A 26,526-nucleotide genomic window follows, 5' to 3' on the forward strand; every position below is an offset into this window, starting at 1 on the left:
TCGCGCTGCCCACCGATTTCTCCGCCCGGATCGCGCGCAACACGCAGATCGTGATCCAGGAAGAGACCGGGATGACCAAGGTCGTCGATCCGCTCGGCGGCTCCTATTATATCGAGAGCCTGACCCAGCAGCTGGTCGACCGCGCCTGGGAGATCATCGAGAAGGTCGAGGCCGAGGGCGGGATGGCCAAGGCGGTTGCCGCCGGCTGGCCCAAGGCGATGATCGAGGAAGCGTCCGCCGGCCGCGCCGCGCGCGTCGACCGCAAGGAAGACGTGATCGTCGGCGTCAACAAATACCGGCTCGCGACGGAGGATGCGATCGACATCCTCGACGTCGACAATGTCGCGGTCCGCGCCGGCCAGATCGCGCGGATCGAGCGGGTCAAGGCGGGGCGCGACGAGGCCCGATGCCGGGCGACGCTGGACGCGCTGCGCGAGGGCGCGCGCGGCACCGACAATCTGCTCGCACTCGCGGTCGACTGTGCCCGGGCGCGCGCGACGCTCGGCGAGATCAGCCTTGCGATGGAGGATGTCTTCGGCCGCTACAATACGACGCCGACGCCGGTGAAGGGCATCTATGGCGGCGCCTATGGTGCCGACGCGCGCTGGCAGCAGCTGATCGACGGCGTCGACGCGGTCGCGCATCGCAAGGGGCGCAAGCCCAAGATGTTCGTCGCCAAGATGGGGCAGGACGGGCATGATCGCGGCGCCAATCTGGTGTCGTCCGCCTTCGGCGACCTCGGCTTCGACATCGTTGCCGGGCCGCTGTTCCAGACGCCGGCCGAGGCGGTCGCGGTGGCGATCGCGGAAGATGTCGACGTCGTCGGCGCCTCCAGCCTGGCGGCCGGCCACAAGACGCTGATTCCCGAGCTGATCGGCCTGCTCCGCGACAAGGGTCGCTCCGACATCAAGGTCGTCGCGGGCGGCGTGATCCCGGCGCAGGACTATCAGACGCTGTACGACGCGGGGGTCTCGGCGATCTTCGGGCCCGGAACCAACCTTGCGGATGCCGCCGCGGAGGTGTTGAAGCTGCTCGGCCACAACATGCCGCCCGAGGAGAAAGCCGCGTGAACTTCGTACCCCCGATCGGCCGGACCGACTGGACCCGCGACGAGATCGCCGACCTGTTCGATCTGCCCTTTCTCGACCTGGTCGCGCGCGCGCACGACGTCCATGTCCGTCACCATCCCGAGAATGAGGTGCAGCTCTCGACGCTGCTGTCGATCAAGACCGGCGGCTGCGCCGAGGATTGCGGCTATTGCAGCCAGTCGGTCTCGGCCGACAGCGGGCTCAAGGCCGAGAAGCTGATGGACGCCGGCGCCGTGCTCGACGCCGCGCGCGAGGCCAAGGCGGCGGGCTCCGGCCGCTTCTGCATGGGCGCCGCCTGGCGCTCGCCGAAGGAGCGTGACATGCCCGCGCTGCTCCAGATGGTGGCGGAGGTGAAGGCGCTCGGGCTCGAGACCTGCATGACGCTGGGGATGCTCGAAGGCGACCAGGCCGAGCGGCTCGCCGACGCCGGGCTCGACTATTACAACCACAATATCGACACGAGCCCCGAGAACTACGCCAACGTCATCACCACGCGCACCTTCCAGGACCGGCTCGACACGCTCGAGCGCGTCCGTGCGGCGGGGATGAATGTGTGCTGCGGCGGCATATTGGGGATGGGCGAAAGCCGCGCCGATCGCGTCGGCTTCCTCCATGCATTGGCAACGCTGCCCGAGGCGCCGCAGAGCGTGCCCTTGAACGCGCTGGTGCCGATCGCGGGCACGGTGCTCGGCGACATCCTCAAGGACGTGCCGAGCGCGCGGATCGACGACATCGAATTCATTCGCACCGTCGCGGTCGCACGGATCGTCATGCCCGAGAGCATGGTGCGGCTGTCGGCCGGGCGCGAGAGCATGTCGGACTCGACGCAGGCGCTGTGCTTCATGGCGGGCGCCAATTCGATCTTCACCGGCGACCGGCTGCTGACCACGGGCAACGCTGGCGGCAACGCCGACGCGGTGCTGTTCGACAAGCTCGGGCTGATCTCGATGCAGGGCGACACGGTGCGCGCTGAGGCGATCGCCGCGGAATGACCATCCCCTTCCGTCATGCTGAACTCGGTTCAGCATCCCGTTTCTTTCGGACGTTGCCGGGGCGTGGTGCGCGCGGGACCCTGAAACGAGTTCAGGGTGACGGGGTGATGGGCGTGTCGGAGCAATCCTTATGATCGCGCTCGCCGCCCTCCTTCTCGCCGCCGGCGTCGCGCCGCACGACAAGCGCTGCGACAGCGTCGTGACGCCCGACCTGATCGCCTGCGCACAGGCCGATTACGACCGCGCCGACACCGCGCTCAACGCGCAGTGGCAGGCCTCGCTCGCCAAGGTCAGGCAGTGGGCGGCGAGCGGCGCTGACGATCCGAAGTCGAACGGCGGGCTCAGCTACACCCAGTCGCTGCTGACCGCGCAGCGCACGTGGCTCGCCTATCGCGACAGCGAGTGCAAGTTCCAGATCTACGGCAATGCCGGCGGCCACGAGCTGCCGATCTACCGGCTCGGCTGCCTGAGCGCGCTCACCAAGCAGCGCACCCAGCAGCTCAAAGACGACTTCACCGAGGGACGCTGATGTTCACCAAAATCCTGATCGCCAATCGCGGCGAGATCGCCTGCCGCGTCATCCGCACCGCCAGGAAGATGGGCATCAAGACGGTCGCGGTCTATTCGGACGTCGATGCGCTCGCCCCCCATGTCAGGATGGCGGACGAGGCAGTGCGGCTCGGGCCGCCGCCGGCCTCCGAAAGCTATCTGCTCGCCGACGCGATCGTCGCGGCGTGCAAGGCGACCGGCGCTGAAGCCGTGCATCCGGGCTATGGCTTCCTCTCCGAGCGCGAGAGTTTCGCCAAACTGCTCGCCGAGAACGACATCGCCTTCATCGGGCCGCCGGCCAAGGCGATCGCGGCGATGGGCGACAAGATCGAGAGCAAGAAGCTGGCCAAGGCGGCGGGCGTCAATGTCGTCCCCGGCTTCCTCGGCGAGATCGACAGCACCGACCATGCGGTCGAGATCGCGGGCGGCATCGGCTATCCGGTGATGATGAAGGCGTCGGCGGGCGGTGGCGGCAAGGGCATGCGGCTCGCCTGGTCCGAGCAGGACGTCCGCGACGGGTTCGAGGCGACCAAGCGCGAGGGCCTCGCCTCGTTCGGCGACGACCGCGTGTTCATCGAGAAATTCATCGAGAGCCCGCGGCATATCGAGATCCAGCTGCTCGGCGACCAGCATGGCAATATCGTGTATCTGGGCGAGCGCGAATGCTCGATCCAGCGGCGTCACCAGAAGGTCGTCGAGGAGGCGCCGTCGCCCTTCGTCACGCCCGAGATGCGCCGCGCGATGGGCGAGCAGGCGGTCGCGCTCGCAGCAGCCGTGGGCTATTATTCGGCGGGCACCGTCGAGCTGATCGTGAGCGGCGCCGACAAGACCGGCCAGGGCTTCTACTTCCTCGAGATGAACACGCGGCTGCAGGTCGAGCATCCGGTCACCGAGGAGATCACCGGGCTCGATCTGGTCGAGCAGATGATCCGCGTCGCCTATGGCGAGAAGCTGGCGTTCGGCCAGGACGATGTGACGCTGAACGGCTGGGCGATGGAGAGCCGCGTCTATGCGGAAGACCCCTATCGCAACTTCCTGCCCTCGACCGGCCGACTGACGCGCTACGCCCCGCCGCCCGAGAGCCGGACGTCGGATGCGGTCGTGCGCGTCGACACCGGCGTGTTCGAGGGCGGCGAGGTCTCAATGTTCTACGACCCGATGATCGCCAAGCTGGTGACCTGGGCGCCGACGCGCGCGGCCGCGATCGACCTCCAGATTGCCGCGATCGACCGCTACGAGATCGCCGGCGTCGGCACCAATCTCGATTTCCTCTCGGCGCTGTCGCAGCATCCGCGCTTTCGCTCGGGCGAGATCACCACCGGGTTCATTGCCGAGGAATATCCCGACGGCTTCCACGGCGCGCCCGAGCAGCCGGCGACGCTGCAGGCGGTCGCGGCGGCGGCGGCGGCGATCGCCAAGGCGGATGCGGTGCGCGCGCTGCATGTCGACGGGCAGCTCGGTACGCCGCTCGAGGCGTCGGACCGCTGGGTGGTGCGGATCGACGGCGAGGAGCATGACGTCACGCTGGAGGCCGAGGCCGCGACGATCGACGGGGCGAGCGTCAGCCTGTCGCTGGGCTATCGGCCGGGCGCGGCGATCGTCGAGGCCGAGGTCGCCGGCGAGACCTATTTCCTGCGGATCGCGCGCAAGCGCGGCTTGATGACGGTGACCACGGGCGGCCGCGTGCGAAAAGTGCAGGTGGCGCCGCCGCGCGTGGCCGCGCTCCGGCATCATATGATCGAGAAGGTCGCGCCCGACATGTCGCGCTTCCTGGTGTCGCCGATGCCGGGGCTGCTGACGCGGCTGATGGTGCAACTCGGCGACAAGGTCGAGGCGGGCCAGCCGCTCGCGACCGTCGAGGCCATGAAGATGGAGAATATGCTGCGCGCCGAGAAATCGGCGACGGTGTCGAAGGTCGCGGCGGGCGTCGGCGAAAGCCTGGCGATCGACCAGGTGATCCTCGAGTTCGAATGACCCACGTACCGACAGCTTCCCCCATCCGTTCGGCCTGAGCGCAGTCGAAGGCCACGCGCTGCGGCTGCACTTCGACTGCGCTCAGCGCGAACGGGTTCGGGTGTTGGCACGCCCAAGCGTTTGCGTCCAAACACCGTGCCACCGTCACGAAACCCGGCTAGGGTGACCGCATGACCGCACCCGCCCGCGTCCACCTCATCGCCGCCGCGCGACCCAATTTCATGAAGGTCGCGCCGCTGTGGCATGCGCTGACCGCGGCGCCCGATTTCGAGCCGGTGCTGATCCACACCGGCCAGCATTACGACCCCAATATGTCGGACGCGATCTTCGCCGACCTGTCGCTGCCGCCACCGCATCATCATCTCGGCGTCGGCTCGGGCAGCCATGCCGAGCAGACCGGCAACGTGATGATCGCTTACGAGCAGATCGCGCTGGCCGAGCGCCCCGATTGGCTGATCGTCGTCGGCGACGTCAATTCGACGCTGGCCTGCGCATTGGTCGGCGCCAAGCTGCGTATTCCGGTGGTGCATCTCGAGGCCGGGCTGCGTTCGGGCGACCGCGCCATGCCCGAGGAGATCAACCGCCTCGCGACCGACGCGATCGCCGATGTTCTGTGGACGCCATCGCCCGATGGCGACGAGAATCTGCTGCGCGAGGGCTGCGATCCCGCGCGGATCACCAATGTCGGCAATATCATGCTCGACAGTTTCGAGCTCGTCCGCGGCAAGATCGCGGCGGCGGCCGAGCCGGCGGCACTGGGGCTGCCCGAACGCTACGGTGTGGTGACGCTGCACCGCCCGTCGAACGTCGACCACCCGTTCGCGCTGGGTGCGCTGGTCGCGGCGCTGGTCGTGGCGCAGGCACGTCTGCCGCTGGTCTTCCCCGTACATCCCCGCACCGCGCAGCGGCTGGCGACGATGGGGCTCGACAAGCGGCTCGCCCAGCACGGCGTCGTGCTGACCGATCCGCTGCCCTATGTGCGTTTCATGAGCCTTGTCGCGGGATCGGCGGCGGCGATCACCGATTCCGGTGGCATCCAGGAGGAAACCACCTATCTGGGCATTCCCTGCCTGACGCTGCGCGACAATACCGAGCGGCCGATCACCATCACGCAGGGCACCAATCGGCTGGTCACCTCCGACACGCTCGCCGCCGCGCTCGATCAGGCGCTGGCGACGCCGCGCTCGGCGCAGCCCCGGCCGGTACATTGGGACGGACAGACCGCGGCGCGCTGCGTCGCGGACCTCAGGAGACGGAACGCATGACGGACGAGTTGCTGACATCGGTCGACGGCGGCGCAGGGCGGCTGCGGCTCAACCGGCCGCGCGCGATCCATGCGCTGACCACGCCGATGTGCACCGCGATGATCGATGCGCTCCAGGCCTGGCGCGGCGACGCGGCGGTCGAGGTCGTGCTGATCGACCATGCCGAGGGCCGCGGCTTCTGCGCGGGTGGGGACGTCGTCGAGGCGTCGACCGACGCCGACGTCGCGCACGCCTTCTTTCATGAGGAATATCGCCTCAACCATCTGCTGTTCACCTACGCCAAGCCGGTCGTCGCCTTCATGGACGGGGTGACGATGGGCGGCGGGGTCGGCATCGCTCTGCCCGCCAAATATCGCATCGCCACCGAGAACACGATGTTCGCGATGCCCGAAACCGGGATCGGGCTGTTCCCCGATGTCGGCGGCGGCTGGTATCTGTCGCGGCTCGAGGGCGCGATGGGCGAGTATCTCGCGCTCACCGGGGCGCGGCTCGACGGGGCGGAATGCTGCGCGCTGGGATTGGCGACGCATTATGTGCCGTCGGCGTCGCTGGCCGCGCTCAAATCGGCGATCGCCAGCGATCCGCGCGGCATCGAGACGCTGATAGACGCCGCGGCAGTAACGCCGCCGGCCGCGGGTATCCTCGCTAAGCGCCCGCTGATCGACGCGCTGTTTGCACAGCATAGCTATGAGGATGTGCTGGCGGCGCTGGCGGGGGACAGGTCGGATTGGGCCGAGGCGACGCTCGGCACGTTGCGCCGCAAGTCGCCGCAGGCGTGCAAGGTGAGCCTCAAGCTGGTGCTCGACGGTCGCGACCGCACCGATTTCGCCGAAGAGATGCGCGCCGAATATGGCGTCGCGGTCCATGTCTGCCAGCGGCCCGACTTCCGCGAAGGCGTGCGCGCGCTGCTGGTCGACCGCGACAATCGGCCGGTGTGGAACCCGTCGACCGCGGACGGAGTCACCGGTCACATGATCGACACGATCTTCGCGCCGCTGCCCGACGATCAGATGTGGACGCCGCTCGGTCGGTGACCGGCGCGGCGTCCGAACCCTAGCTTACCAGCAGCGGCGATGACCGTGCGCGAAGCCGCAATGGCGATGATGGCCGTGCCAGCCGCCGTGACGATGGCCATGCCAGTCGGCGGAGGCGGGAGCGGCGGCGGTCGCGGTGACCATCAGGGCGGCGGCGGCGATTGCCAACAGGCGCATAGTCTTCTCCTTGGGTGCTTGCGGGATATTCCCCCTCCGAAACGAGCTATGCCGAAATTGGGTCCATCGATGCAGCGGTCAGCGGACAGGTGACGAGGGCGCCGTGGAGGTCTAGGCTTCGCCCCGATGCCCAAGCCCCACACCGCCCCCGGCCTGCCCAGCCGCGACCAGATCATGACGTTCATCGAGGGCAGCGACCAGCCCGCCGGCAAGCGCGAGATCGCGCGTGCCTTCGGCCTGCACGCCCAGGACAAGATCCGCCTCAAAGCGCTGCTCAAGGACATGGCCGACGAAGGGCTGATCGACCTGGGGCCCGGCCGCGCCTTCCACAAGCTCGGCGGCGTGCCCAAGGTGACCGTGCTGCGCGTCGTCGACATCGAGGGCGACACCGTCATCGCGGTGCCCGAGACCTGGGTCGCGGAAGGCCATCCGCCGCCGCGGCTGCGGGTGATGGAACGCGGACGGCGCCAGTCCGCGCTCGGCGTCGGCGACCGCATCCTCGCGCGCACCGAGGAAGCCGGGCGCGGCTGGGTCGCGCACCCGCTGAAAAAGCTCGCCAAGGGCGAGGAGCAGGTGCTCGGCGTCGTCCACAAGGAGGGTGACCGGCTGTGGCTCAAGCCCGTCGACAAGAAGGAGCGGCACGACCTCGCCATCTCGGACGTCGGCGACGCCGATGTCGGCGATCTTGTGCTTGCCGAAAAGAGCGGCCGCCCGCCCAAGATCACCGCGCGGGTCGTCGAGCGGCTTGGCGATCCGTTCGCGCCGCGCAGCTTCAGCCTGATCGCGATCCACAAATATGGCATTCCCGACGTCTTTCCCGAGACGGCGCTCGACGAGGCGGATCGCAGCGCGAAGCAGTCCTTGGGGGAGGGGCGCGAGGATCTGCGCCATCTGCCGATCGTCGCGATCGACCCGTCCGACGCGCGCGACCATGACGACGCGATCTGGGCGGCACCGGACGACGACGCGGCCAATCCCGGCGGCTGGCAGGCGATCGTGGCGATCGCCGACGTGTCCTTCTACGTCCGCCCCGGCACGTCGCTCGACAATCAGGCGAAGAAGCGCGGCAACAGCGTCTATTTCCCCGACCGCGTCGTGCCGATGCTGCCCGAGATACTGTCCGCCGACGTCTGCTCGCTGGGCGAGGGCGCGGACCGGGCGGCGCTGGCCTGCCATCTGACGATCGACGCGGACGGCGAGGTCAAGGCGTTCCGCTTCACCCGCGCGCTGGTGCGGATCGCCAGCGTGCTCGCCTATGAGGTGGCGCAGTTCGCGATCGATACTGCGAGCGCCCCCGAAGACCCGTTCGTCCTGAGCGAAGTCGAAGGACGTGACGCAGGCGCCGCGCCTGAAACACGCACTTCGACTGCGCTCAGTGCGAACGGTGGAGGGGGCGGCACGAACGGTGAGGGGGGCGAGCAGGAGGATGTCGCCCCCGAAATCCTCTCCGCGCTCCGCAACCTCTGGGCCTGCTGGGCGGCGCTCGCCACGGCGCGCGACAAGCGCGAGCCGCTGGCGCTCGACCTGCCCGAGCAGCGCGTCGTGCTCGACGAGATGGGTCGCATCGCCTCGGTCGCGCCGCGCGAGCGGCTCGACGCGCACCGGCTGGTCGAGGACTATATGATCGCCGCCAACGTCGCCGCCGCGCGTGCGCTGGAGAAGAAGCAGGCGCCGGTGATGTACCGGATCCACGAGACGCCGAGCCGCGAGAAGATGGTCGCGCTGAAGGAATATCTCGAGACGTTCGACCTGTCGCTTGCGCTCGGCCAGGTCGTGCGACCCAAGACCTTCAACCATATCCTCAAGCTGGTCGACGCGCGGCCCGAGCGCGCCGAGATCATGACGCAGGTGCTGCGGACGCAGATGCAGGCGGTCTATTCGCCCGCCAACGTCGGCCATTTCGGGCTGTCGCTGGGCAGCTATGCGCATTTCACCTCGCCGATCCGCCGCTATGCCGACCTCCTCGTCCACCGCGCGCTGGTCGGCGCCTACAAGCTCGCGCCCGCGGTCGACGACACCAAGCTGTCGGGCGAGGACGCCGCGCGGATGAGCGATCTTGGCGAGATCATCAGCCGAGCCGAGCGCCGCGCGATGGAGGCCGAGCGCGAGACGATCGACCGCTACGTCGCCGCCTATCTGTCGACGCGCGTCGGCGAGCTGGTCGAGACGCGGATCACCGGGGTGCAGCGCTTCGGCTTCTTCGCCACCGTCGTCGGGCTCGGCGGCGACGGTCTGGTGCCGGTCTCGACGCTGGGCGCGGAGCGCTTCAGCTATGACGAGACCGCCCATGCGCTGATCGGCGACGAGAGCGGCGAACGCTTCACGCTCGGCCAGCACATCACGCTGCGGTTGGTCGAAGCCAATGTCGCCAGCGGCGCGTTACGCTTCGAGCTGTCCGAAGGCGCCAATCACATGCCGATGCGCGGCACCCGGCTCCGGCCGGGCGCCAACCGGCCGATGGGCAAGCGCGGGCGGCCGGGCAATATCCGGCATCAGAGCCGCCGCTGAGGACGTCCATGACCGATCCCTGTATCCCGCTGCCGGGTGCCTACCACCGCCGCGCGCGGATCATCCTGACGCTGGGGCTGTCCGCGCTGGGCATCTGGCTGATCCACGGCTTTATCGCGGCGCTGGTCTGGGCGGCGGTGCTCGCGATCGCCTTCTCGCCGCTCTATCTGCGGCTTGAGCGGCGCTGGCCGCGGCTGCGCGGTGGGATGCTGCTCCCGCTGCTGTTCACGCTCGGGATCGGCTTGATCGTGCTGATTCCCGTGGCGCTCGGGCTGTTCCGCGCGATCGCCGAAGCGAAGGATCTGGTCGCCTGGTTCAACACGGTGCGCACCACCGGCATACCGGTGCCCGCCTGGGTACATGCGCTGCCGTTCGGGTCGGCGCAGGTCACCGGCTGGTGGCAGCAGCATCTCTCGACCCCCGAGGCGACACAGGCCGAGATGGCGCGCTACAATCAGCAGCTGTTCCGGCACACGCAGAATTTCGGCAAGATGCTGCTCCACGGCAGCGTCATCTTCCTGTTCACGCTGCTCGCGCTGTTCTTCACGCTGCGCGACCAGGAGACGCTGGTGGCGCAGCTGCGCGTCGCGAGCGGGCGGCTGCTCGGACCCTCGGGCGAGCGGATCGGTCGACAGGTCGTCCAGTCGGTACGCGGCACGATCGACGGGCTGGTGCTGGTCGGCCTGGGCGAAGGCGCGGTGATGACGGTCGCCTATCTCGCGCTCGGCGTGCCGCATCCGATCCTGCTCGGCATGGCGACGGCGATCGCGGCGATGATCCCGTTCGGCGCGGCCGTCATGTTCGCGATCGCGGGTTTCGCGCTGCTGACGCAGGATGCGCTGGGGCAGGCCATCGCGGTGATCGCGATCGGGCTCGCGGTGGTCGGCGTCGCGGACCATTTCATCCGCCCCGCGCTGATCGGCGGCGCGACCCGGCTGCCGTTCCTGTGGGTGCTGGTCGGCATTCTGGGCGGGGTCGAGACGCTCGGGCTGCTCGGGCTGTTCGTCGGCCCCGCGACGATGGCGGTGCTGGTGATGCTGTGGCGCGAGTTCATCGAGCATGGCGGCGAGGGGAAGGGGGCCTGAAATCCTTGAGCCCTCTCCCTTTGGGAGAGGATTGGGTGAGGGTCTCCGGCTTCCGAAGTGGGACGCGACGCTGGCGCGTCGCTCCCCCTTCCTCCGAACCGCCTACAATCTCGGCAGTGTCACGCCGCGCTGACCCATATATTTGCCGGCGCGATCGGCATAGCTGACCTCGCAGGGCTCGTTGCCGAGCAGAAACAGGAATTGGCACGCGCCCTCATTGGCATAGACCTTGGCGGGCAGCGGCGTGGTGTTGGAGAATTCGAGCGTGACATGCCCCTCCCAGCCGGGCTCGAGCGGGGTCACGTTGACGATGATTCCGCAGCGCGCATAGGTCGACTTGCCGAGGCAGATCACCAGCACGTCGCGCGGCACCCGGAAATATTCGACCGTGCGGGCCAGCGCGAACGAGTTGGGCGGGATGATGCAGCAATCGGTCTTGCGGTCGACGAAGCTGTTCGCCGAAAAGTCCTTGGGATCGACGATCGCGCTGTCGATGTTGGTGAAGATCTTGAATTCGTCGGCGACGCGCGCGTCATAGCCGTAGGAGGAGAGGCCGTAGCTGATGCAGCCCTCGGCGCGCTGCGCCTCGACGAACGGCTCGATCATGCCATGTTCGGTCGCCTGCTCGCGGATCCAGCGATCGGATTGGACGGACATGGCGGCTCCTTGCGTGACGATGCGCGGCGCTTGTCGCGGCTGGAGGCGATCGGGGCAAGGGATTCGATCAGCCCGCGTCATCCCGGACTCGATCCGGGATCCAGGGCTTCAAGCACGCCGCCTGCAACTCCGGATGCCGGATCGGGTCCGGCATGACGACGTGGTGGCCTATTCGCCGTCCGCGCGGCGCGCGAGCAGGATGCGCGCTTGCGCCGCGACCTGCGCCAGCATCGCCGGGCTGACCGCGGGCGCCGTGCGCGCGCGCTGGACCAGCCGCGCGAAGCGGTCGACGCGCGCCTGATGCTGCGCCAGCCAGCGGTCGACCAGCGCACCCGGGCCGGACGGGCCCGCGCGCGACAGGAAGTCGAGCCGGAGCTGTTCGAAATCGCGCGCCAGGCCGGCGGTGAGCAGCCGCTCCCAGCCGTCTGCGGAAGTCGCGCGCTGGGCTGCCGCCTTGGCCCAGTCGAGCCCCAGCGCCTCGCCGAGTTTGACATAAGCGGCGACGACGTCGATCTCGCTCCAGCCCTGGCGTTGCGCAAGCGCGGCGGTCGCGATCGCGCCGTCGAGCTCGTAGAGTCGGGCGACGCGTTGTGCGAGCGCGGCGCTGGCACCGGTCTCGGCCAGTCGTGCGGTCAGCTGCGCGGTGGCGCCCTTGACCTCGGCCTTGATCAGCCCGTCGACCGCGGCATCGAGGCGGGCGACGCCGGGCGCAAGATCGGCGGCCATCGCGCCCGGCAGCGCCGATGGATTGGCAACGCGGATCAGATCGGCGATGTGCAGCCGGATGATCCGCGCGGCGGTGTCGAGCAGTTCGAGCCGGCCGCGCTCGGGCATCGTCTCGGCCTCGATGTCGGCGAACAGCTGGGTCAGCCCGAAGATCGCGTCGCAGGCGAGATAGGCGCCAGAGACGCGCGCAAGGCTGACGCCTTCCTCTTCCGAAAGCTCGAACGGCGCGACCAGCCCGAGCCGGTTGACCACCGCATTGGCGACCTTGGTGGCGATGATCTCGCCGCGCAGCCGGTGATGGTCGATCGCATCGGCGAAGCGCGCCTGCATCGGGGCGGGGAAGGCTGCATGGAGGATCGGCGCAAGCGCCGGGTCGCCCGCGATCGGCGAAGCCTCGATCGCGGCCTGGAGGGCGAGCTTGGCATGGCTCAGGATCACCGCCAGTTCGGGGCGGGTAAGGCCGTGGCCGTCCTGCGCGCGGCGCGCGAGTTCGTCATTATTCTTGAGCCCCTCGACCTTGCGGTCGAGCCGGCCTGCGGCCTCGAGCTCCTCGAGCACGCTGATCTGGCTGGGCAGCGCATGCGGGCCGCCGCGCTCGGCCGAGGACAGCGACAGCGTCTGCAGGCGATTGTCCTCGAGCACGATTCGCGCGACGTCGTCGGTCATGCTGGCGAGGAAGCTGTTGCGATCCTCGAAGCCGAGCCGGCCCTCGATCATCTCGGCATTGAGCGCGATCTTGATGTTGACCTCATTGTCCGAACAATCGACTCCCGCCGAATTGTCGATGAAGTCGGTGTTGATCCGCCCGCCGAGCAGGCCGAATTCGATCCGACCCGCCTGGGTGGTCGAAAGATTGGCGCCTTCGCCGATCACCTTGCAGCGCAGCTGGTCGGCATTGACGCGATTGGCGTCGTTGGCCGGATCGCCGGCGTCGGCCTGCGCCTGCGATGCCGCCTTGATGTAGGTGCCGATGCCGCCGAACCACATCAGGTCGACGGGCGCTTTCAGGATCGCCTGGATCAGCGTCGAGGGATCGGTGGTCCCTGGCGCGATGCCGAGCACGGCCGCCGCCTCCGCCGAGACCGGGATCGCCTTTTGCGAGCGCGGGAAGATGCCGCCGCCCGGCGACATCAGGCCGGCATCGTAATCGGCCCAGCTCGAGCTCGGCAGCGCGAACAGGCGCGCGCGCTCGTCCCAGCTGGCTGCGGCATTGGGGGTCGGGTCGAGGAAGATGTGGCGGTGGTCGAACGCCGCGACGAGCCGGATCGTCTTGGACAGCAGCATGCCGTTGCCGAACACGTCGCCCGACATGTCGCCGCAGCCTGCGGTCACGATCGGATCGCTTTGGACGTCGACGCCCATCTCGGCGAAGTGGCGGGTGACCGACACCCAGGCGCCCTTGGCGGTAATCCCCATCGCCTTGTGGTCGTAGCCGTGTGAGCCGCCGCTCGCGAAGGCGTCGCCCAGCCAGAAGCCGCGCTCGACCGCGATGGCGTTGGCGATATCGGAGAAGGTCGCGGTGCCCTTGTCGGCGGCGACGACGAAATAGGGATCCTCGCCGTCGAGGATTGTCACCGCTTGCGGGTGGACGACGGCATTGTCGACGATGTTGTCGGTCACCGACAGCAGCGCACGGATGAAGATCCGGTAGCTCTCGGTGCCTTCCGCGAGCCACGCCTTGCGGTCTCCCGCCCCGGGCAGCTGCTTCGGGTAGAAGCCGCCCTTGGCGCCGGTCGGCACGATCACCGCATTCTTGACCACCTGCGCCTTCATCAGCCCCAATATCTCGGTGCGGAAGTCGTCGCGGCGATCGGACCAGCGCAGGCCGCCGCGCGCGATCGGGCCGCCGCGCAGATGGATGCCCTCGATCCGCGGCGAATAGACCCAGATCTCGCGCCACGGCCTGGGCGCGGGCAGATCGGGGACGGCGGCGCTGTCGAGCTTGAAGGCGAGCGCTTCCTGCGCGGCGGGGGCGAAGGCGTTGGTGCGCAGGATCGCCTCGACCAGGCCGCGCATCCGCCGCAGGATGCGATCGTCGTCGATCGCGGCGACCGCGACCAGCCCCTCGTCGATCGCGGCGAGAGCCGCGCGCGCCGCTTCCGGCGACGCATGCTGCGGATCATGCTGCGCGTCGAACAGTGCAACAAAGCCGCGTGTGACGTCGGGGGCGCGGGCCATCGCGTCGGCGACGGTGGCGAGCCCGTAGGCAAGCCCGGTCTGGCGCAGATAGCGGAACCAGGCGCGCAGCAACACCACCGCGCGGGGGGCAAGCCCGAGGCTGACGATCAGCGCATTGAAGGCGTCCGCCTCGGCATGGCCTTTGAGCACTTCGGCAATGGCCTGTTCGGCAACCGCGGCACGCGCCAGCAACGACGGGGCCGACCCCGCCGGCGCATCCAGGAGGAATTCATGGATATGGCCGAGCTTGCCGCCGTCGAGCGCGGTCGGCACCTCCTCGAGCACGACGAAGCCGAAATCCTCGAGCACCGGCACGACGTCGGACAAGGGCACCAGCCCACCGGTACGGTAGATTTTGAGATGCAGCCGGTCGTTCGGCTCGCCCGTCTGCGCATAGAGCCGCGCCGCGCGGTCGTCATCGTCGTCGAGCGCGGTGAGGCGGACGATGTCGTCGGCGGCTTCGCCCGCGTCCGAGCGGCCGCGATAGCCGGTCGGGAAAGCGGCGGCATGGCTGAGCGCGAGCCGTGCCGCGCGGTTGGCGCCGACGCGGTCGACCAGTGCCGCTTCGACCGCCGGTGCCCAGCCGCGCACCATCTGCTCGAGCCGGGCGTCGAGGGGGGCGGCGTCGGGCAGTGCGCTGCCCTGTTCGAGCGTCACCGTATAGCGCAGCAGCGCGAGCCCGCCGTCGCCGAGATCGATCGCCCAGGTGACGACCGCGCCGCCCGCCGCCTCGGCGACCATCCGCCCGATCGCATCGCGGCGGCTGGTGGTGAGTTCGTCGCGTGGCAGCCAGACGAAGGCGAACAGCATGCGGCCGAGCACCTCCTCCACCAGCACCAGCTTGGGACGCGGCCGGTCGGCGAGCGACATCGCGGTCAGCGCGACCTGCTTCAATGCCGCCATCGGGAAGGCGACGACGATGTCGTGCGGCAGCTCGTGCAGCGCATGGTGCAGCGCCTTGCCGGCATGGCTGGCCGGATCGAAGCCAAGCTCCTCCTCGAGGTCGGAGAGCCGGCGGCGGAGCAGCGGTACGCGGTCGGCGCGCGTCGCCAGCGCCCCCGAGGTCCACAGCCCGGCGTGGATGTCGAGCCCGGCCACGCGACCGCCGTCGCGGCGCGGCAGCACCACGAGATCGAGCGGCACGCGGCGGTGCACGGTGGCGAGACGATCCGCCTTGAGCAGCAGCGGCGCCTCGTTGCCGGCCTCGAACCAGGCGATCGCGGCGGCGCGCGCCGCGTCGGTCCACAGCGCGTCGTCGTCGGCGCGGAGGATACCCAGCATAGCGCTGCGGGCGCCGTCGGCGGATTCGTCGACATGGCCGAGCAGCGTCAGATTGCCGTCGAGGAACCAGCGCAGCAGCGCCGCGCCTTCGCCGTCGGGCAATGCTGCGGTGCCCTGGCGCAGCGCCTGCTGGAGCATCGGCCAGTCCTCGACCGCGGCGCGGACGTCGCCCAGCACCTCGGCGAGATCGTCGACCAGCGTGCGGCGCTCGCGGGCGTCGGTGCGCTCGATCTCCATATAGATGATCGACTCGCGCCGCTCGCCCTCGGTGCGCGGCGGGAACAGCGCGCTGAGCGCGCCGGCTGCGTCGCGCCGCACCGCGACGATCGGGTGGAGCAGGCGGTGCACCGCGAGCCCGCGCGCGGCCAGCGCCGACGACACCGAATCGACCAGGAACGGCATATCGTCATTGACGATCGCCAGGCGCATCAGCCGGCGCCCGCCGTCGCCGCCGATCGATTCGAGCGCGAAGCTGGGCGTGCCCGCCGCGCGCGTCGCCGCCGCCTGCGCCACGAAGCCGGCGGCCGCCAAGCACGCCGCTTCGTCGAAGCCGTCGGTCTCGCCGGGCAGCGCGCCGTGGGTCAGCACGCCGGCAATCTCGGAGACGAGCGGACCCGCCTCCGCTTGCGCGCCGGAGGTCGTCTCGCTCGCCACAGATGCCGTCATGCGTTTCCGCTCCTCGCCGCGCTCAGCCCCTCGCCGGGGGCGGATTGCGCGCCGCTATGCGCCCCTCGGAGATGCTTCTCAACCCTCGTGGGCCGCACGCAACGGCACGTCCGACAAGCGCATAATGGCGACGCTTTGTTGCGTAAGCGCGCGGCGTCAGTTCGTGATCTTGCGGATCGCGCGATCGACCAAGCTCGTCTCGTCGGGCACGGGCGCGATCACCGCGAGTCGGCCGTCGGGCTCTCGCCGCGCGAGCAGCAGCACGAATTCGCCGGGATCGGAGGGCAGGTCGATGACCAGTTGCGGCTCGATCCGGCGCAGCGCGGCGCGCGCGATCTCGGCGTGGCTGGGCGGTGCCTCGGCGGGGCGGCGGGCGATCCGCTCGGCGGCGACCATCGCCTTGAGCCCGCCGGGCTGGCGGTCGATATGATCGGCCAGCGCGCCGGGCTGAAGCCCGAGGCGGTGCGCATAGGCGAGCGTGGCGGCGAATTCGGTGGCGCGCGCCTTGTCGACCTGCGCGCCGAAGATCAGCTTGATCACCGCGGTCATCGGCGCTCGCGCCTGCGCCTTGATCCCGGCATCGTCGAGCAGTTCGGCATATTCCCCCGACCGCGCGCCGGCGAGCAGCGAGAAGTCATAGGCGAGCCCGAGCGCCCGGTAGAGCGCGACGCGGCTGCGCAGATGCGAGCCTTGCGCAAGCTCGGCCTCGTCGCGCGCGGCGGCGAGATGATCGGCGAGCGCGGCATTGTGGCCCGGGGCCAGCGTCTCGTCGTCGGCGTCGCCGATCCCGCTGCTCGGTCCGTCGGCCCAGGCCGGGGCGTCGGGGAACACCGGCTCGGCGGGGGGTGGGGCAGGCGCGGCGGCAGGCAGCGCCGCGGCGATCACGGTGTCGGCGTCGGCGTCGGCGTCGGCCGCCACCTCCTTCCAGTTGATCACGCCGTAAACGAAGTCGATCGTGTCGTCGTCGGACGAATAGGGCATCAATATGCCGCGATACAGCGTGTTGAGCCCGCGCTGGCTGAGGAATTCGGCCTCGAAGCCGATCGGCGCGCGGTTGGCGATGATCTGCAGATAATGGTCGGTGAGCCGGGAGAGCAGCGAGCGGCTCGGCACGTCGGCGATCGTCGCAATCTCGTGACCGAGCCCGCATTCGCGGCGCAGCGCTTCGCCAAGATAGGCGATCGCCGGATTGTCGACCCCGGCGGTGAAGTCGAGCAGCACCGAGTGCGGCGCGAAATCGGCGGCGGCCTTCGGATCGAGATCCTCGATCGAGGGATAGATGCGGCCGCCGAGCATGCCCACCCAGAAATTATAGGCGCGGACGTGCATGCGGCGCTCGTCGGTCCCGATCGCGGGGGCCGCCGCGCGTTCGCCCACGGCTGCGGTGTCGCGCTCTTCGCTGTCGCCTTCGGCTTCGATCGCGCGCATCCCGTCCATTCGCCATCCCCATGCCCGGCGCGCTCATGCCACCCGGGATCGTGACCATGGACCGACCATGGTTGCGATACCGTAAAGCATCGCGCGGCGACTTGCGAGGTCGGCAATCCACTGCTAGAGGCCCGCCACCGGCACGCCGCCTTAGCTCAGCTGGTAGAGCATCGCATTCGTAATGCGGGGGTCACAGGTTCGAGTCCTGTAGGCGGCACCATCAGACGCTCCGCGAGCGGCCATCAAACTCTGGAAAAATGGCGGATTTCCGCGTATAATTGGGCCTCGGGTGTCCAGTTTCGTCCATCCAAATCCGTCCTCATCCGGACGATTTGGTGGCCATATTGGGGGCCACGAGCGTCGCCCTCAAACGTCGTGGCCCCAAATGGCACTCACACCCGTCGAGATTCGCGCTGCCAAGCCCAAGGCGCTCCCGTACAAGCTGGCCGACGAGAAAGGCCTGTTCCTGCTCGTCCAACCTTCGGGGGCAAAGCTCTGGCGATTCAAATATCGCTTCCACAAGGTCGAGCGAAAATTGTCGCTGGGCCATTTCCCCGAAGTTTCGCTCAAGGACGCCCGGGATCGGCGGGATGAAGCGCGCCGGATGGTGGACGAAGGCGGTGATCCTGTCGCCGTGCGCAGGCGCGAAAAGCTGTCTGCGGAGCTTCGTGCCGCCACCACCTTCCGCCTCGTTGCCGACGAGTATCTGGAGAAAATGGAAGCCGAGGGGCGCACGACAGCGACCATGAAGAAGGCGCGATGGTTTCGGGATCTGATCGATCGCGACATCGGCGTCCTGCCGGTCGCCGACATCACGCCGCAAGAGCTGCTGGCGGCACTTCGCAAGCTCGAGCGGCGTGGCCACCGCGAGACTGCCGGCCGTACGCGGTCCTTCGCTTCCCGGGTGTTTCGCTATGCCATCGTCACTGGTCGGGCCACGGTGAATCCAGCGGATGTGTTGCGCGGTGCCCTGATTGCGCCGCGGACGCGGCATCATTCGGCGCTTCTCGATCCCAAGGATGTGGGCGAGCTGCTACGTGCGATCGATGGATACACCGGCCAGCCGGAGACTTTGCTCGCGCTGCAGCTTACCCCGCATCTCTATGTAAGACCTGGCGAATTGCGTCACGCCGAGTGGAGCGAAATCGATTGGGAGGCCGAGGTCTGGAAGATCCCGGCCGCCAAGATGAAGATGCGGCAACCGCATACAGTCCCTCTTTCAAGGCAGTCGCTCGCCTATCTCAAACAGCTGCAGGGGCTGGCGCGGAGGAGCATCTATCTTTTCCCGGCGCTGTCCTCGCCGTTCCGGCCGATTTGTGAGAATACGCTGAACTCCGCGCTGCGGCGGCTTGGCTACGGTAAGGAAGACATGACCTCGCACGGCTTCCGGGCGACGGCGGCGACGCTGCTCAACGAATGTGGTCTGTGGCATCCCGACGCGATCGAGCGCTCGCTGGCACATGGCGAGAGGAACGGGGTTCGCGCCGCCTACCACCGCGGAGCCCATTGGGACGAACGTGTCCGCATGGCGCAATGGTGGTCGGATTACCTTGATGAACTTCGCGCCAAGGCGAAGGCGATTAGGCCGAAGTTCGGTCAGCCAAAGCTGCCCGTCGCGCCTGCGCGGAAACGGCCGAGCGTCGCAAAGATGGCGTAATGCGCCAGATTGGCCGGTGCTGCACACCGGCATGCGGCCATCGCTTTGCGATGACGTCTGCATTCGGCTCTGAAGCGAGCGAGGTGGGCGTCGCTATCCTCTAATCCCGCCGCGGCGGCCCGCAACCCGGCGTTGCCGGGTCCTCCTCTTCGTTCCGGCCCTTCGGGTGCAGTCCGCCTCGATCGGCGGGATTGCCGAACCGCTCTTGCCGCCCACCCCGCCCCCTTCCGGGCCGGTTGCGTGGGGCGGGAAGGAGAACAGGACGATGAAGACCAAGGATCATGCCAAGCCGGCAGCGGGCGACCTTTACGCGCAGGTGACGGATCGGATCATCGCCGAGCTGGAGGCGGGGCGGCTGCCATGGGTGCAGCCCTGGAACCGTGCGAAGGTATCAGCCGGGCTTCCCTGCAATGCGGGAACCGGGCGGATCTATTCCGGGATCAACGTCCTGATCCTGTGGGCAACCGTCATCGAGCGCGGCTATGCCCATCAGGCGTGGCTGACCTATCGCCAGTGCGAGGCGCTGGGCGGCCATGTCCGCAAGGGCGAGGCCGGCACCACCATCTGCTATGCCGATCGCTTCACGCCGAAATCGGAGCAGGCGCGCGCGTCATCCGAGGGCGACGAGGCCCGGCAGATCGCCTTCCTCAAGCGCTTCACCGTCTTCAATATCGATCAGTGCGAGGAACTGCCGGAGGAGCTTGCCGGCATCGCCGAGCCACTACCCGAACGCGAGATCATTCCCCATGCCGAGGCGCTGATCGATGCCACCGGCGCCGATATCCGGATCGGCGGAGACAAGGCCTTCTATGCGCCCGGTGCTCACTTCGTAGCGGTGCCGTTCCAGCAACTCTATCATCACCAGATCGACTGGTATCGGACGGTTTTTCACGAACTGGGCCATTGGACGGGGCATCCCTCCCGGCTTGGCCGCGATCAGACCGGGCGACACGGAGATGCCTTCTACGCCCGCGAGGAACTCGTCGCGGAGATGGCGAGCGCGTTCGTCTGCGCGACGCTTTCGATCGAACCGACCGGCGGCATGCCGACTATATCGGGTCTTGGCTGCAGGTATTGCGGGAGGACAATCGCGCTATCTTCCGGGCCGCCAGTCAGGCCAGCAAGGCCGCAAATTTGCTGCTTGGCCTTGGTTCGAACGGCGGCGTCACGAAAATGGATTGAGCCGAGAGGCCATCGTCTTCAGCCTGAACGATAGAGGATCGCCCGGTCTCACTATTGAGATTGGGCGATCTTTTCGATTATTTGGTCTAGCATCGCGGAAGGTTTGATGCCGAGAGCGCGCGCAAGTTGGATAAATTCCACCACGTCCAGCCGCCGCTGTGAGCCTTCAACAAGGCTGATCCAGCTTTGATCCTTTGAAATGCGCTCAGCAAGTTGCGACTGCTTTAAGCCAGCCGCTATCCGCGCAGCTTTAACGACCTCTACGACCGCCATATTTTCGTCGGTGAAGATCGTCTTTGGCATCCAGCATTGATCTAAATGCTGTTATGGCATATGCCGTTTTTCCATATTTGCGTTTAACGCACGGGAATTGAACTTGGCTGGATCGGATGGGGACATGCCATGGGCCACAGACCAGGAGCGATCGAGCTGGCGCGCGATCGAAGCCCTCTATCGCGACCACGCCGAATGGCTCCGCGCGCTTGTCTCGCGTCGCCTGCGTGTCCAGCCAGCCGACGTCGAGGACATTGTTCAGGACACTTGGATCCGCGCCGCTGGGCGCAAAAGCGACGACATCGAACACCCCAAGGCATTCCTGTCGCAGACGGCGCTCAACCTGTTTCGTGACCGCAAGCGCCGTGAGGCAGTGCGCGACGATCATCGCCGCGGGGTAGTCGCCAACGATGCCGGATCCGCGAGCCAAAAGCCCGGATTGTCGGAGCCGGAGACCGTGCTGGCCTTGGAGCGACTTATCCTGTCGATGCCGGAAATCTACCGCGACGTGTTCACGCTCAGCCGCTTTCGCCACATGACCAACGCCCAGATCGCCGAGCATCTCGGCATCTCGATCAAGACCGTGGAATGGCGCATGGGCAAAGCGCTTGAGCTGTGCATGATGGCCCTGCACGATTAGACGGCGCGGCGAACGATGACCGACAATGACGGCAAGGCGGAAGCACAAGCTGAGGCCGCGCAGTGGTATGCCCGGCTGAAAACGCTGCCGGTCTCACTCAAGACGCTCGACGAATTTTTCGTCTGGCGCCGGCAACCCGGCAACGTCGATGCCTTCCTCGCGGTCGAGGAATTATATGACACGACCGGTCGATTGGCGGAGCGTTCGTCCATTCAGGCGGCGACCGATGCGGCCTATCAACGCGGCCTCGTTCGAGGTCGCCGCGGGCCCAATCGGGTCGCCTTGGCGTCCGGGTTAGTTGCGCTTCTGGTCGCGGGCGGCGTGCTCTTCACCTCTTGGTACGGTCGCGATCAAAGCCTCACCACGGGCGTCGGTGAGACGCGCGAAGTGGCGCTATCGGACGGATCGATCGTCGAACTCGACACCGATTCAGCGCTAACGACCCACTTCACCCATGACGCCAGGCATGTCCGACTGACACGTGGACAGGCCTATTTCACCGTTGCCCACAATGCCGAATTGCCCTTCATCGTCGATGCCGGTTCGGCCAGCGTGACGGCGACCGGCACACAGTTCGACGTACGCCGGGCAGGGGATCAAACCGTCGTGACATTGGTCCAGGGCGGCGTCGATATCCGCTCCGGCAACAGTCTTTCCCACCTTACATCGGGGCAGAAACTTCGCGTCGTTCCAGGCCAGAAGCTGGTGCCGGAAACGGTCGACACGGCAAGCTCGACGGCATGGACGCGCGGCCGGTTGGTGCTCGACGGCGTGCCGCTTTCGCAAGCGATCGACGAGGTCAATCGCTACGCGGATCATCCCGTGCGCCTCGATGATCCGTCCTATGCCGAAGTCCGGTTCAGCGGGACGCTGACCACCGGAGACGTGGCCGCCTTCGTCGCTGCGGTGACGGCGATACTACCGCTCAAGTCCGTCACCGAGAGGAACGGTTCGGTCCATCTGATCGGCTAGGAGATCTTCTTGATGGACTGGTTTCGCGGATGAAAAGCAGGGGATCGGGGGTTAGGGGAGTGATGGCAAGATAAAGCGGGTTGCCCCACTCGGCCGAATCCGGCCTAAATGCTTGTCTGCACGTCCTTTTTTAGAGAGCCAACAGCACTCCCTCGCTCAACCGAGAGAGCGTGATCCCGGTGGAATGCCGCTGAAGCCCTGGCATTCCGTGGGTTTTGCGGGGAGATACTTGTCAGCCCCTCGATCCCGGCCCAGCTTTTCGATCATGGCAGGACAGGATGATGGTTTCGAGCCCCTTCTAGGGCGCATGCGCCACGACCCTGCGGGGCCGCGCATGCCCCGCGCCCAGCGCCCGATGCTGGAGCGGATCGCGCGGGCCGGCGGCAATCCTCGCCGCTTGCAAAGTGTCGTCGGCGCAGCACCCAAAGCTGCCTCCGGTCGCTTCAATGCCCGAGGTCGCGGCGCCAAGGCCGCAGCCGGATTTCCCCGCTCGCCTGTCTGGTCGTTCGACCGGTCATCGGGACAGCGGGTTCGTATGCGCCGGGTGCTGGTCAAGGCCCGCATCGTCAAGCTGGCTGGCAAGACCGGCGGCGCCGCCAAGGCGCATCTGCGATATCTCGAACGCGACGGCACGACCCGCGATGGCGAGCCCGGTCGCTTGTTCTCCACTTTCTCGGACGAGGCCGACCGCAGTGCCTTCATCGAACGGGGTGGTGAAGACCGGCACCAGTTCCGCTTCATCGTCTCGCCCGAAGACGGCGCGGCCTATGAAACGCTAAAGCCGTTCGCGCGTGATCTGATGGCCCAGCTCGAGCAGGATCTCGGCACCACGCTGGACTGGGTTGCTGTCGAGCATCACGACACGGGGCACCCCCATGTTCACATCGTGCTGCGCGGCGTGACCGAGGACGGCAAGACGCTCAACATCGCTGGTGACTATATCGCCCATGGCGTTCGCCACCGGGCGGGCGGATTGATCACGCGCGATCTCGGCCCCGAGACCGAGCGTGAGGTCGAACGTCAGCTGGAGCGCGAAGTCGATGCCGAGCGGCTCACCCGGCTCGATCGCCGTTTGTTGGGACGGGCCGAGGACGGCGTCGTCGATCTGTCCCGACCTAGCGACACCGATGGCTTCGAGAAGCGGACCGAGCCGCTGCTCGTCGCCCGCGCCCGCAAACTGGAGACGATGGGGCTGGCCGAGCAGGTCGCGCCGCATCGCTGGTCGCTGGCGTCGGACGCTGAGACGGTGCTGCAGGAGATGGGCCGACGCGGTGACATCATCCGCACCATGCACGCGGCGCTGTCCCAGTCGAAAGGTGACCAATCCGAACTCTACCGCGTCCATGATGCGCAGCCGGCCGAGCCGATCGTTGGCCGTGTCGCTGCCCGTGGGCTCGCCGACGAGCTGAACGACCAGCGCTATCTCATCGTCGAGGGGATCGACGGCCACACCCATTATGCCGGCATCGGCGGCGCCGACGGCAGCTTCGCGACAGGCCATGTCGTCATCCTCAAGCCGACCATCACGGCGCCGCGTGAGGTCGACCGCACCGTCGCCGAGGTCGCGGCGGCAAATGGCGGTCGCTACAGCATCGATGATCATCTCCGTCATGACCCCAATGCCAGCGCGCGCTTTGCCGAGGCCCACGTCAGGCGGCTTGAGGCGATCCGTCGCGCGACCGGCGCGGCCGAGCGGCAACTGGACGGAAGCTGGACGATCGCGCCCGATCATCTCGAACGGGTGCACGCATGGGAGCGCGCCAAAGCGGAGCGCATGCCCTATGTGATCGAGACCGTCGCGACCAAGGCACTCGACGCCGTCACCAAGCTGGACGCACCGACCTGGCTGGATCGACAGCTCAGCGGCGAGTTTCGGCATGACATCGCGAATCAGGGCTTCGGGCACGAGGTGAAGCGGGCGCTCGATGCGCGCCGGCGATGGCTGCTCGATCAGGGGCTCGCCGACGGGGAGGCCGGCCAGTTCCGGTTACAGCGTGATCTGATGAAGACGCTGCGTCGGCGCGAGCTGTTCCGCGTTGCTGGCCAGCTCGGCGAAGAGCTGAAGCTCGACTTCACCGAGACCAAGGACGGGGCAAGCTTCAGCGGCATCTATCGTCGATCGATCGAGGCCAGCGGCGGTCGCTATGCGCTGATCGAGAAGTCCCGCGAGTTTACGCTTGTGCCGTGGCGCCCAGAGATGGACCGCCAGCTTGGCCGTCCCATCAACGTCCGGCCCAACGGCGCAAGCATCGAATGGACGGTCGGACGAGATCGCGGCGGTCCGCAAATTTAAGCACGAGCGTCCTCCAATCGGCCCTCAGTGACACCAGACAGAGTCTGATCCCGCTTTCCCGCATAGGATATCATCGCGGCAGACGACGATCCTCGGGATTGTCAAATCCTATGGAGGCCGCCGATGATCCGAGGAAAGACCCGTCACCAGCTGTTCCTGCCACTTGAAACATCGAAGCGCTTGGCCGCGATCGCCAAGAGCCAGAAGCGGGCGCGCTCCGACTTGCTCGTCGAGATGGTCGATGCCTGGCTGAACAAGCGCGCCGCGACCGACGAGGCTGCGATCGACGCCAAGCGGATCGAACGGTTGCAGAGGAGCATCGACGAGACCCGCCGCGAGACGTTCATCGTCAGCTACGCGCTGTTCTCGTTCCTCAAACACTATCTGACCCGAAGCGCGATGTGGCCGGTCATGACCGAGGACGCGAAGGCGGCCGGTCAGAAGGGCTATCAGGCATTCCTCGATGGAGTCGCGCGGCGGATGGGCAAAGGTCCGGAAACGATCGTGCCGTCTCAAACCAAGGAGACCGTATCGTGAATAAACGCCACTGCGAGGCGCTCGCGGTAGAAACGCCTGTTCCGCAGATCGAGCCGATCGCAGTTCGCATTTCCGATGCCGTTAGATTGATCGGGCTTGGCCGATCGAAAATCTACGAGCTGATCGCGTCCGGGGAGCTTGAGATCGTCAAGGTCGGATCGGCAACGCTGATTCCCGTTGCCAATCTTCGAAAATTGATAACCGGTTGAATATTTCTGGTGGCCGATGGGGCGAGATTTGCCAATTTACGCCTTGGCGCAAGTCTGTTTTATAAGCCGCAATTTTTATTTCGTGTTCTGTAGTTTTTCGGTATCGGCAACTGAAAGGTCTATCTCTGGTGGTTCCGGTAGTGGGCGGACCGGCTGCTTTCGAGGTGATCCTGGTGGAGAACGGCCCGGCCGGTTTGGAGAAGCCCGGGTCGGTTAGCTGCCCTTCGTTCAGCTTTCGGTTATTGGCGGCTAGGCGCCAATGTCGGTCGTAGATTGCTCCAGCACGCTTCCTCGATTGCAGACGGTCGGCGATTCATCGTCCAGCTCGGATGCTAGGGTCTAATCTGGGTGTTAGGACGCCGCACCGTTCCGCGTGCCAAGTCGCTCTGGATGGCGGCTTTTGGGTCGCCGCGGCGGCTAGCTGCCGGTCACCAGCGCTGGAACGACCGCTCAACTCACCCTGCATCGTCGTCAGATACTGCTCTCACCTTCGTGCGATGCTTCGGACGAGATGCGCTCGCTCTCAATGGCGGGCAACCGGCTCTCGGTTGCAGCGAAGTTCGCTGTTAGACGGGGCCAACATGGTTACGCTGATCGCGCGCATCGCGATACGACCGGAGCCCACATCTGAGGCTCAGCTTCACGTGTCTTGATCGTGCGCTGCAGAGCCGGTCATACGTAGGGGGAGAAGATTGCTGACGCCGTGCCGTGGATGAGCTGACCTCGGCGCCTTTGTCACTAAAGCTGCTATCTCTGTGAATCTTGGTCTCCACCGTCCCGGCAACAGCTCCCGCGGTTGGCTTTCAGGCATCCAGACATGGAGCCCGCGTGCACCTACATACTGACGGCGATCGGTGATGGTGTTGCGCGGCTTTTTTCGAAGCTAGAACAAAATGGTGAAACCCGAGAAGATCCGTATGTCGGTACTATCAGAGTTCAAGCCGGCAACCGCCTCAGTCCACAGCGAGAGCTTAGCGCTGGTTTTTAAGGCGGCGCCTTCGGCTGCATAGAACTGCGTCGTATGACCAGTGGGATCGTCGTCGTGAAGACCCTCGGCTTCTGTGTAGAGTGTTAGATTCTTTACGGGGTGAATGCCAGCGGTAGCGATTACGTCTCCTGCGAAATGACGCCCGCTGCGGTCCTCATCCACGGCGG

The 26,526-nt window shown here is 67.1% G+C and carries 19 protein-coding genes, 1 tRNA gene and 2 pseudogenes; 16 read left to right on the plus strand and 6 right to left on the minus strand.

Going from position 1 to position 26,526, the window contains the following annotated elements:
- From Q0326_RS04020 to Q0326_RS04045, 6 genes are all read left to right on the plus strand, one after another.
- The coding region (locus Q0326_RS04020) for a methylmalonyl-CoA mutase family protein (RefSeq protein WP_298687371.1) at window positions 1-1,070 on the plus strand (1,070 nt) is incomplete at its 5' end.
- Window positions 1,067-2,080, plus strand: a complete 1,014-nt coding sequence (bioB, locus tag Q0326_RS04025) for a biotin synthase BioB (protein ID WP_298687373.1) — start codon at window positions 1,067-1,069, stop codon at window positions 2,078-2,080. The genes Q0326_RS04020 and bioB, both read left to right, overlap by 4 nt.
- A 130-nt stretch (window positions 2,081-2,210) precedes the next feature.
- Complete coding sequence (locus Q0326_RS04030; protein ID WP_298687375.1) at window positions 2,211-2,609, plus strand: lysozyme inhibitor LprI family protein; 399 nt, start codon at window positions 2,211-2,213, stop codon at window positions 2,607-2,609.
- Window positions 2,609-4,603, plus strand: a complete 1,995-nt coding sequence (locus Q0326_RS04035; RefSeq protein WP_298687377.1) for an acetyl/propionyl/methylcrotonyl-CoA carboxylase subunit alpha — start codon at window positions 2,609-2,611, stop codon at window positions 4,601-4,603. Before Q0326_RS04030 ends, Q0326_RS04035 begins: the two co-directional genes overlap by 1 nt.
- A gap of 170 nt (window positions 4,604-4,773) precedes the next feature.
- On the plus strand, window positions 4,774-5,868 hold the full coding sequence (gene wecB / locus Q0326_RS04040) for a UDP-N-acetylglucosamine 2-epimerase (non-hydrolyzing) (protein ID WP_298687379.1): 1,095 nt from the start codon (window positions 4,774-4,776) through the stop codon (window positions 5,866-5,868).
- The gene (locus tag Q0326_RS04045; protein ID WP_298687381.1) at window positions 5,865-6,902 is read left to right on the plus strand and encodes an enoyl-CoA hydratase/isomerase family protein; all 1,038 of its coding nucleotides are present in this window, start codon (window positions 5,865-5,867) and stop codon (window positions 6,900-6,902) included. Before wecB ends, Q0326_RS04045 begins: the two co-directional genes overlap by 4 nt.
- Window positions 6,903-6,926: 24 nt before the next feature.
- On the opposite strand, the gene Q0326_RS04050 is transcribed toward Q0326_RS04045, so the two are convergent.
- A complete protein-coding gene (locus Q0326_RS04050) occupies window positions 6,927-7,079 on the minus strand; it encodes a hypothetical protein (protein ID WP_298687382.1) in 153 nt (50 codons plus the stop codon).
- Window positions 7,080-7,205: 126 nt separating this feature from the next.
- Between Q0326_RS04050 and Q0326_RS04055 the strand changes: the two genes are divergently transcribed.
- Window positions 7,206-9,587 carry an RNB domain-containing ribonuclease gene (locus Q0326_RS04055; protein ID WP_298687384.1) on the plus strand — a complete coding sequence of 794 codons (2,382 nt, stop codon included), beginning with the start codon at window positions 7,206-7,208 and terminating at the stop codon, window positions 9,585-9,587.
- 8 nt (window positions 9,588-9,595) lie between these two features.
- Window positions 9,596-10,672: an AI-2E family transporter gene (locus Q0326_RS04060; RefSeq protein ID WP_298687386.1), complete on the plus strand. Its 1,077-nt coding sequence runs from the start codon at window positions 9,596-9,598 to the stop codon at window positions 10,670-10,672.
- Window positions 10,673-10,774: 102 nt separating this feature from the next.
- Here Q0326_RS04060 and dcd read toward each other — a convergent pair whose 3' ends face one another.
- The 3 genes from dcd to Q0326_RS04075 all read right to left on the minus strand — a co-directional run bounded on the left by dcd (window position 10,775) and on the right by Q0326_RS04075 (window position 17,617).
- Window positions 10,775-11,329 carry a dCTP deaminase gene (dcd, locus tag Q0326_RS04065; RefSeq protein ID WP_298687389.1) on the minus strand — a complete coding sequence of 185 codons (555 nt, stop codon included), beginning with the start codon at window positions 11,327-11,329 and terminating at the stop codon, window positions 10,775-10,777.
- Between the two features lie 168 nt (window positions 11,330-11,497).
- The gene (locus Q0326_RS04070; protein ID WP_298687391.1) at window positions 11,498-16,180 is read right to left on the minus strand and encodes an NAD-glutamate dehydrogenase domain-containing protein; all 4,683 of its coding nucleotides are present in this window, start codon (window positions 16,178-16,180) and stop codon (window positions 11,498-11,500) included.
- A 156-nt stretch (window positions 16,181-16,336) separates the two neighbouring features.
- A complete protein-coding gene (locus Q0326_RS04075; RefSeq protein ID WP_298687394.1) occupies window positions 16,337-17,617 on the minus strand; it encodes a hypothetical protein in 1,281 nt (426 codons plus the stop codon).
- A 135-nt stretch (window positions 17,618-17,752) separates the two neighbouring features.
- Here Q0326_RS04075 and Q0326_RS04080 point away from each other — a divergent pair.
- The 3 genes and pseudogenes from Q0326_RS04080 (at window position 17,753) to Q0326_RS04090 (ending at window position 20,447) form a co-directional block, all read left to right on the plus strand.
- Window positions 17,753-17,828: transfer RNA gene (locus Q0326_RS04080), tRNA-Thr, on the plus strand.
- Between the two features lie 165 nt (window positions 17,829-17,993).
- Entirely contained in the window at window positions 17,994-19,265 is a 1,272-nt protein-coding gene (locus tag Q0326_RS04085) for an integrase arm-type DNA-binding domain-containing protein (protein WP_298687396.1), read from the plus strand.
- A gap of 265 nt (window positions 19,266-19,530) precedes the next feature.
- A pseudogene (locus Q0326_RS04090) lies at window positions 19,531-20,447 on the plus strand (zincin-like metallopeptidase domain-containing protein).
- Between the two features lie 51 nt (window positions 20,448-20,498).
- Here Q0326_RS04090 and Q0326_RS04095 read toward each other — a convergent pair.
- A complete protein-coding gene (locus Q0326_RS04095) occupies window positions 20,499-20,750 on the minus strand; it encodes a helix-turn-helix transcriptional regulator (RefSeq protein ID WP_298687398.1) in 252 nt (83 codons plus the stop codon).
- Window positions 20,751-20,823: 73 nt separating this feature from the next.
- Between Q0326_RS04095 and Q0326_RS04100 the strand changes: the two genes are divergently transcribed.
- The 5 genes from Q0326_RS04100 to Q0326_RS04120 all read left to right on the plus strand — a co-directional run bounded on the left by Q0326_RS04100 (window position 20,824) and on the right by Q0326_RS04120 (window position 25,371).
- Window positions 20,824-21,360: a sigma-70 family RNA polymerase sigma factor gene (locus tag Q0326_RS04100; RefSeq protein WP_298687400.1), complete on the plus strand. Its 537-nt coding sequence runs from the start codon at window positions 20,824-20,826 to the stop codon at window positions 21,358-21,360.
- Between the two features lie 15 nt (window positions 21,361-21,375).
- Window positions 21,376-22,332 carry a FecR domain-containing protein gene (locus tag Q0326_RS04105; RefSeq protein ID WP_298687402.1) on the plus strand — a complete coding sequence of 319 codons (957 nt, stop codon included), beginning with the start codon at window positions 21,376-21,378 and terminating at the stop codon, window positions 22,330-22,332.
- A 334-nt stretch (window positions 22,333-22,666) separates the two neighbouring features.
- The gene (locus Q0326_RS04110) at window positions 22,667-24,625 is read left to right on the plus strand and encodes a DUF3363 domain-containing protein (RefSeq protein WP_298687404.1); all 1,959 of its coding nucleotides are present in this window, start codon (window positions 22,667-22,669) and stop codon (window positions 24,623-24,625) included.
- A 123-nt stretch (window positions 24,626-24,748) separates the two neighbouring features.
- The gene (locus tag Q0326_RS04115; protein WP_298687406.1) at window positions 24,749-25,162 is read left to right on the plus strand and encodes a hypothetical protein; all 414 of its coding nucleotides are present in this window, start codon (window positions 24,749-24,751) and stop codon (window positions 25,160-25,162) included.
- Window positions 25,159-25,371 carry a helix-turn-helix domain-containing protein gene (locus tag Q0326_RS04120; protein WP_298687408.1) on the plus strand — a complete coding sequence of 71 codons (213 nt, stop codon included), beginning with the start codon at window positions 25,159-25,161 and terminating at the stop codon, window positions 25,369-25,371. The genes Q0326_RS04115 and Q0326_RS04120 overlap by 4 nt, the downstream gene beginning before the upstream one ends.
- 883 nt (window positions 25,372-26,254) lie before the next feature.
- Here Q0326_RS04120 and Q0326_RS04125 read toward each other — a convergent pair.
- Window positions 26,255-26,526 (minus strand): annotated as a pseudogene (locus Q0326_RS04125) (hypothetical protein); the annotation flags it as partial.

The sequence above is a fragment of the uncultured Sphingomonas sp. genome (assembly GCF_937859915.1).
GTDB lineage: Bacteria > Pseudomonadota > Alphaproteobacteria > Sphingomonadales > Sphingomonadaceae > Solisphingomonas.

Bases quoted from the DNA above. Each gene is read 5' to 3' on its own strand.
- Q0326_RS04030 (WP_298687375.1), top strand. From the start codon at position 2,211: ATGATCGCGCTCGCCGCCCTCCTTCTCGCCGCCGGCGTCGCGCCGCAC.
- Q0326_RS04035 (WP_298687377.1), top strand. From the start codon at position 2,609: ATGTTCACCAAAATCCTGATCGCCAATCGCGGCGAGATCGCCTGCCGC.
- wecB (WP_298687379.1), top strand. From the start codon at position 4,774: ATGACCGCACCCGCCCGCGTCCACCTCATCGCCGCCGCGCGACCCAAT.
- Q0326_RS04045 (WP_298687381.1), top strand. From the start codon at position 5,865: ATGACGGACGAGTTGCTGACATCGGTCGACGGCGGCGCAGGGCGGCTG.
- Q0326_RS04050 (WP_298687382.1), bottom strand. From the start codon at position 7,079: ATGCGCCTGTTGGCAATCGCCGCCGCCGCCCTGATGGTCACCGCGACC.
- Q0326_RS04055 (WP_298687384.1), top strand. From the start codon at position 7,206: ATGCCCAAGCCCCACACCGCCCCCGGCCTGCCCAGCCGCGACCAGATC.
- Q0326_RS04060 (WP_298687386.1), top strand. From the start codon at position 9,596: ATGACCGATCCCTGTATCCCGCTGCCGGGTGCCTACCACCGCCGCGCG.
- dcd (WP_298687389.1), bottom strand. From the start codon at position 11,329: ATGTCCGTCCAATCCGATCGCTGGATCCGCGAGCAGGCGACCGAACAT.
- Q0326_RS04070 (WP_298687391.1), bottom strand. From the start codon at position 16,180: ATGACGGCATCTGTGGCGAGCGAGACGACCTCCGGCGCGCAAGCGGAG.
- Q0326_RS04075 (WP_298687394.1), bottom strand. From the start codon at position 17,617: ATGGACGGGATGCGCGCGATCGAAGCCGAAGGCGACAGCGAAGAGCGC.
- Q0326_RS04085 (WP_298687396.1), top strand. From the start codon at position 17,994: ATGGCACTCACACCCGTCGAGATTCGCGCTGCCAAGCCCAAGGCGCTC.
- Q0326_RS04095 (WP_298687398.1), bottom strand. From the start codon at position 20,750: ATGCCAAAGACGATCTTCACCGACGAAAATATGGCGGTCGTAGAGGTC.
- Q0326_RS04105 (WP_298687402.1), top strand. From the start codon at position 21,376: ATGACCGACAATGACGGCAAGGCGGAAGCACAAGCTGAGGCCGCGCAG.
- Q0326_RS04110 (WP_298687404.1), top strand. From the start codon at position 22,667: ATGCCCCGCGCCCAGCGCCCGATGCTGGAGCGGATCGCGCGGGCCGGC.
- Q0326_RS04115 (WP_298687406.1), top strand. From the start codon at position 24,749: ATGATCCGAGGAAAGACCCGTCACCAGCTGTTCCTGCCACTTGAAACA.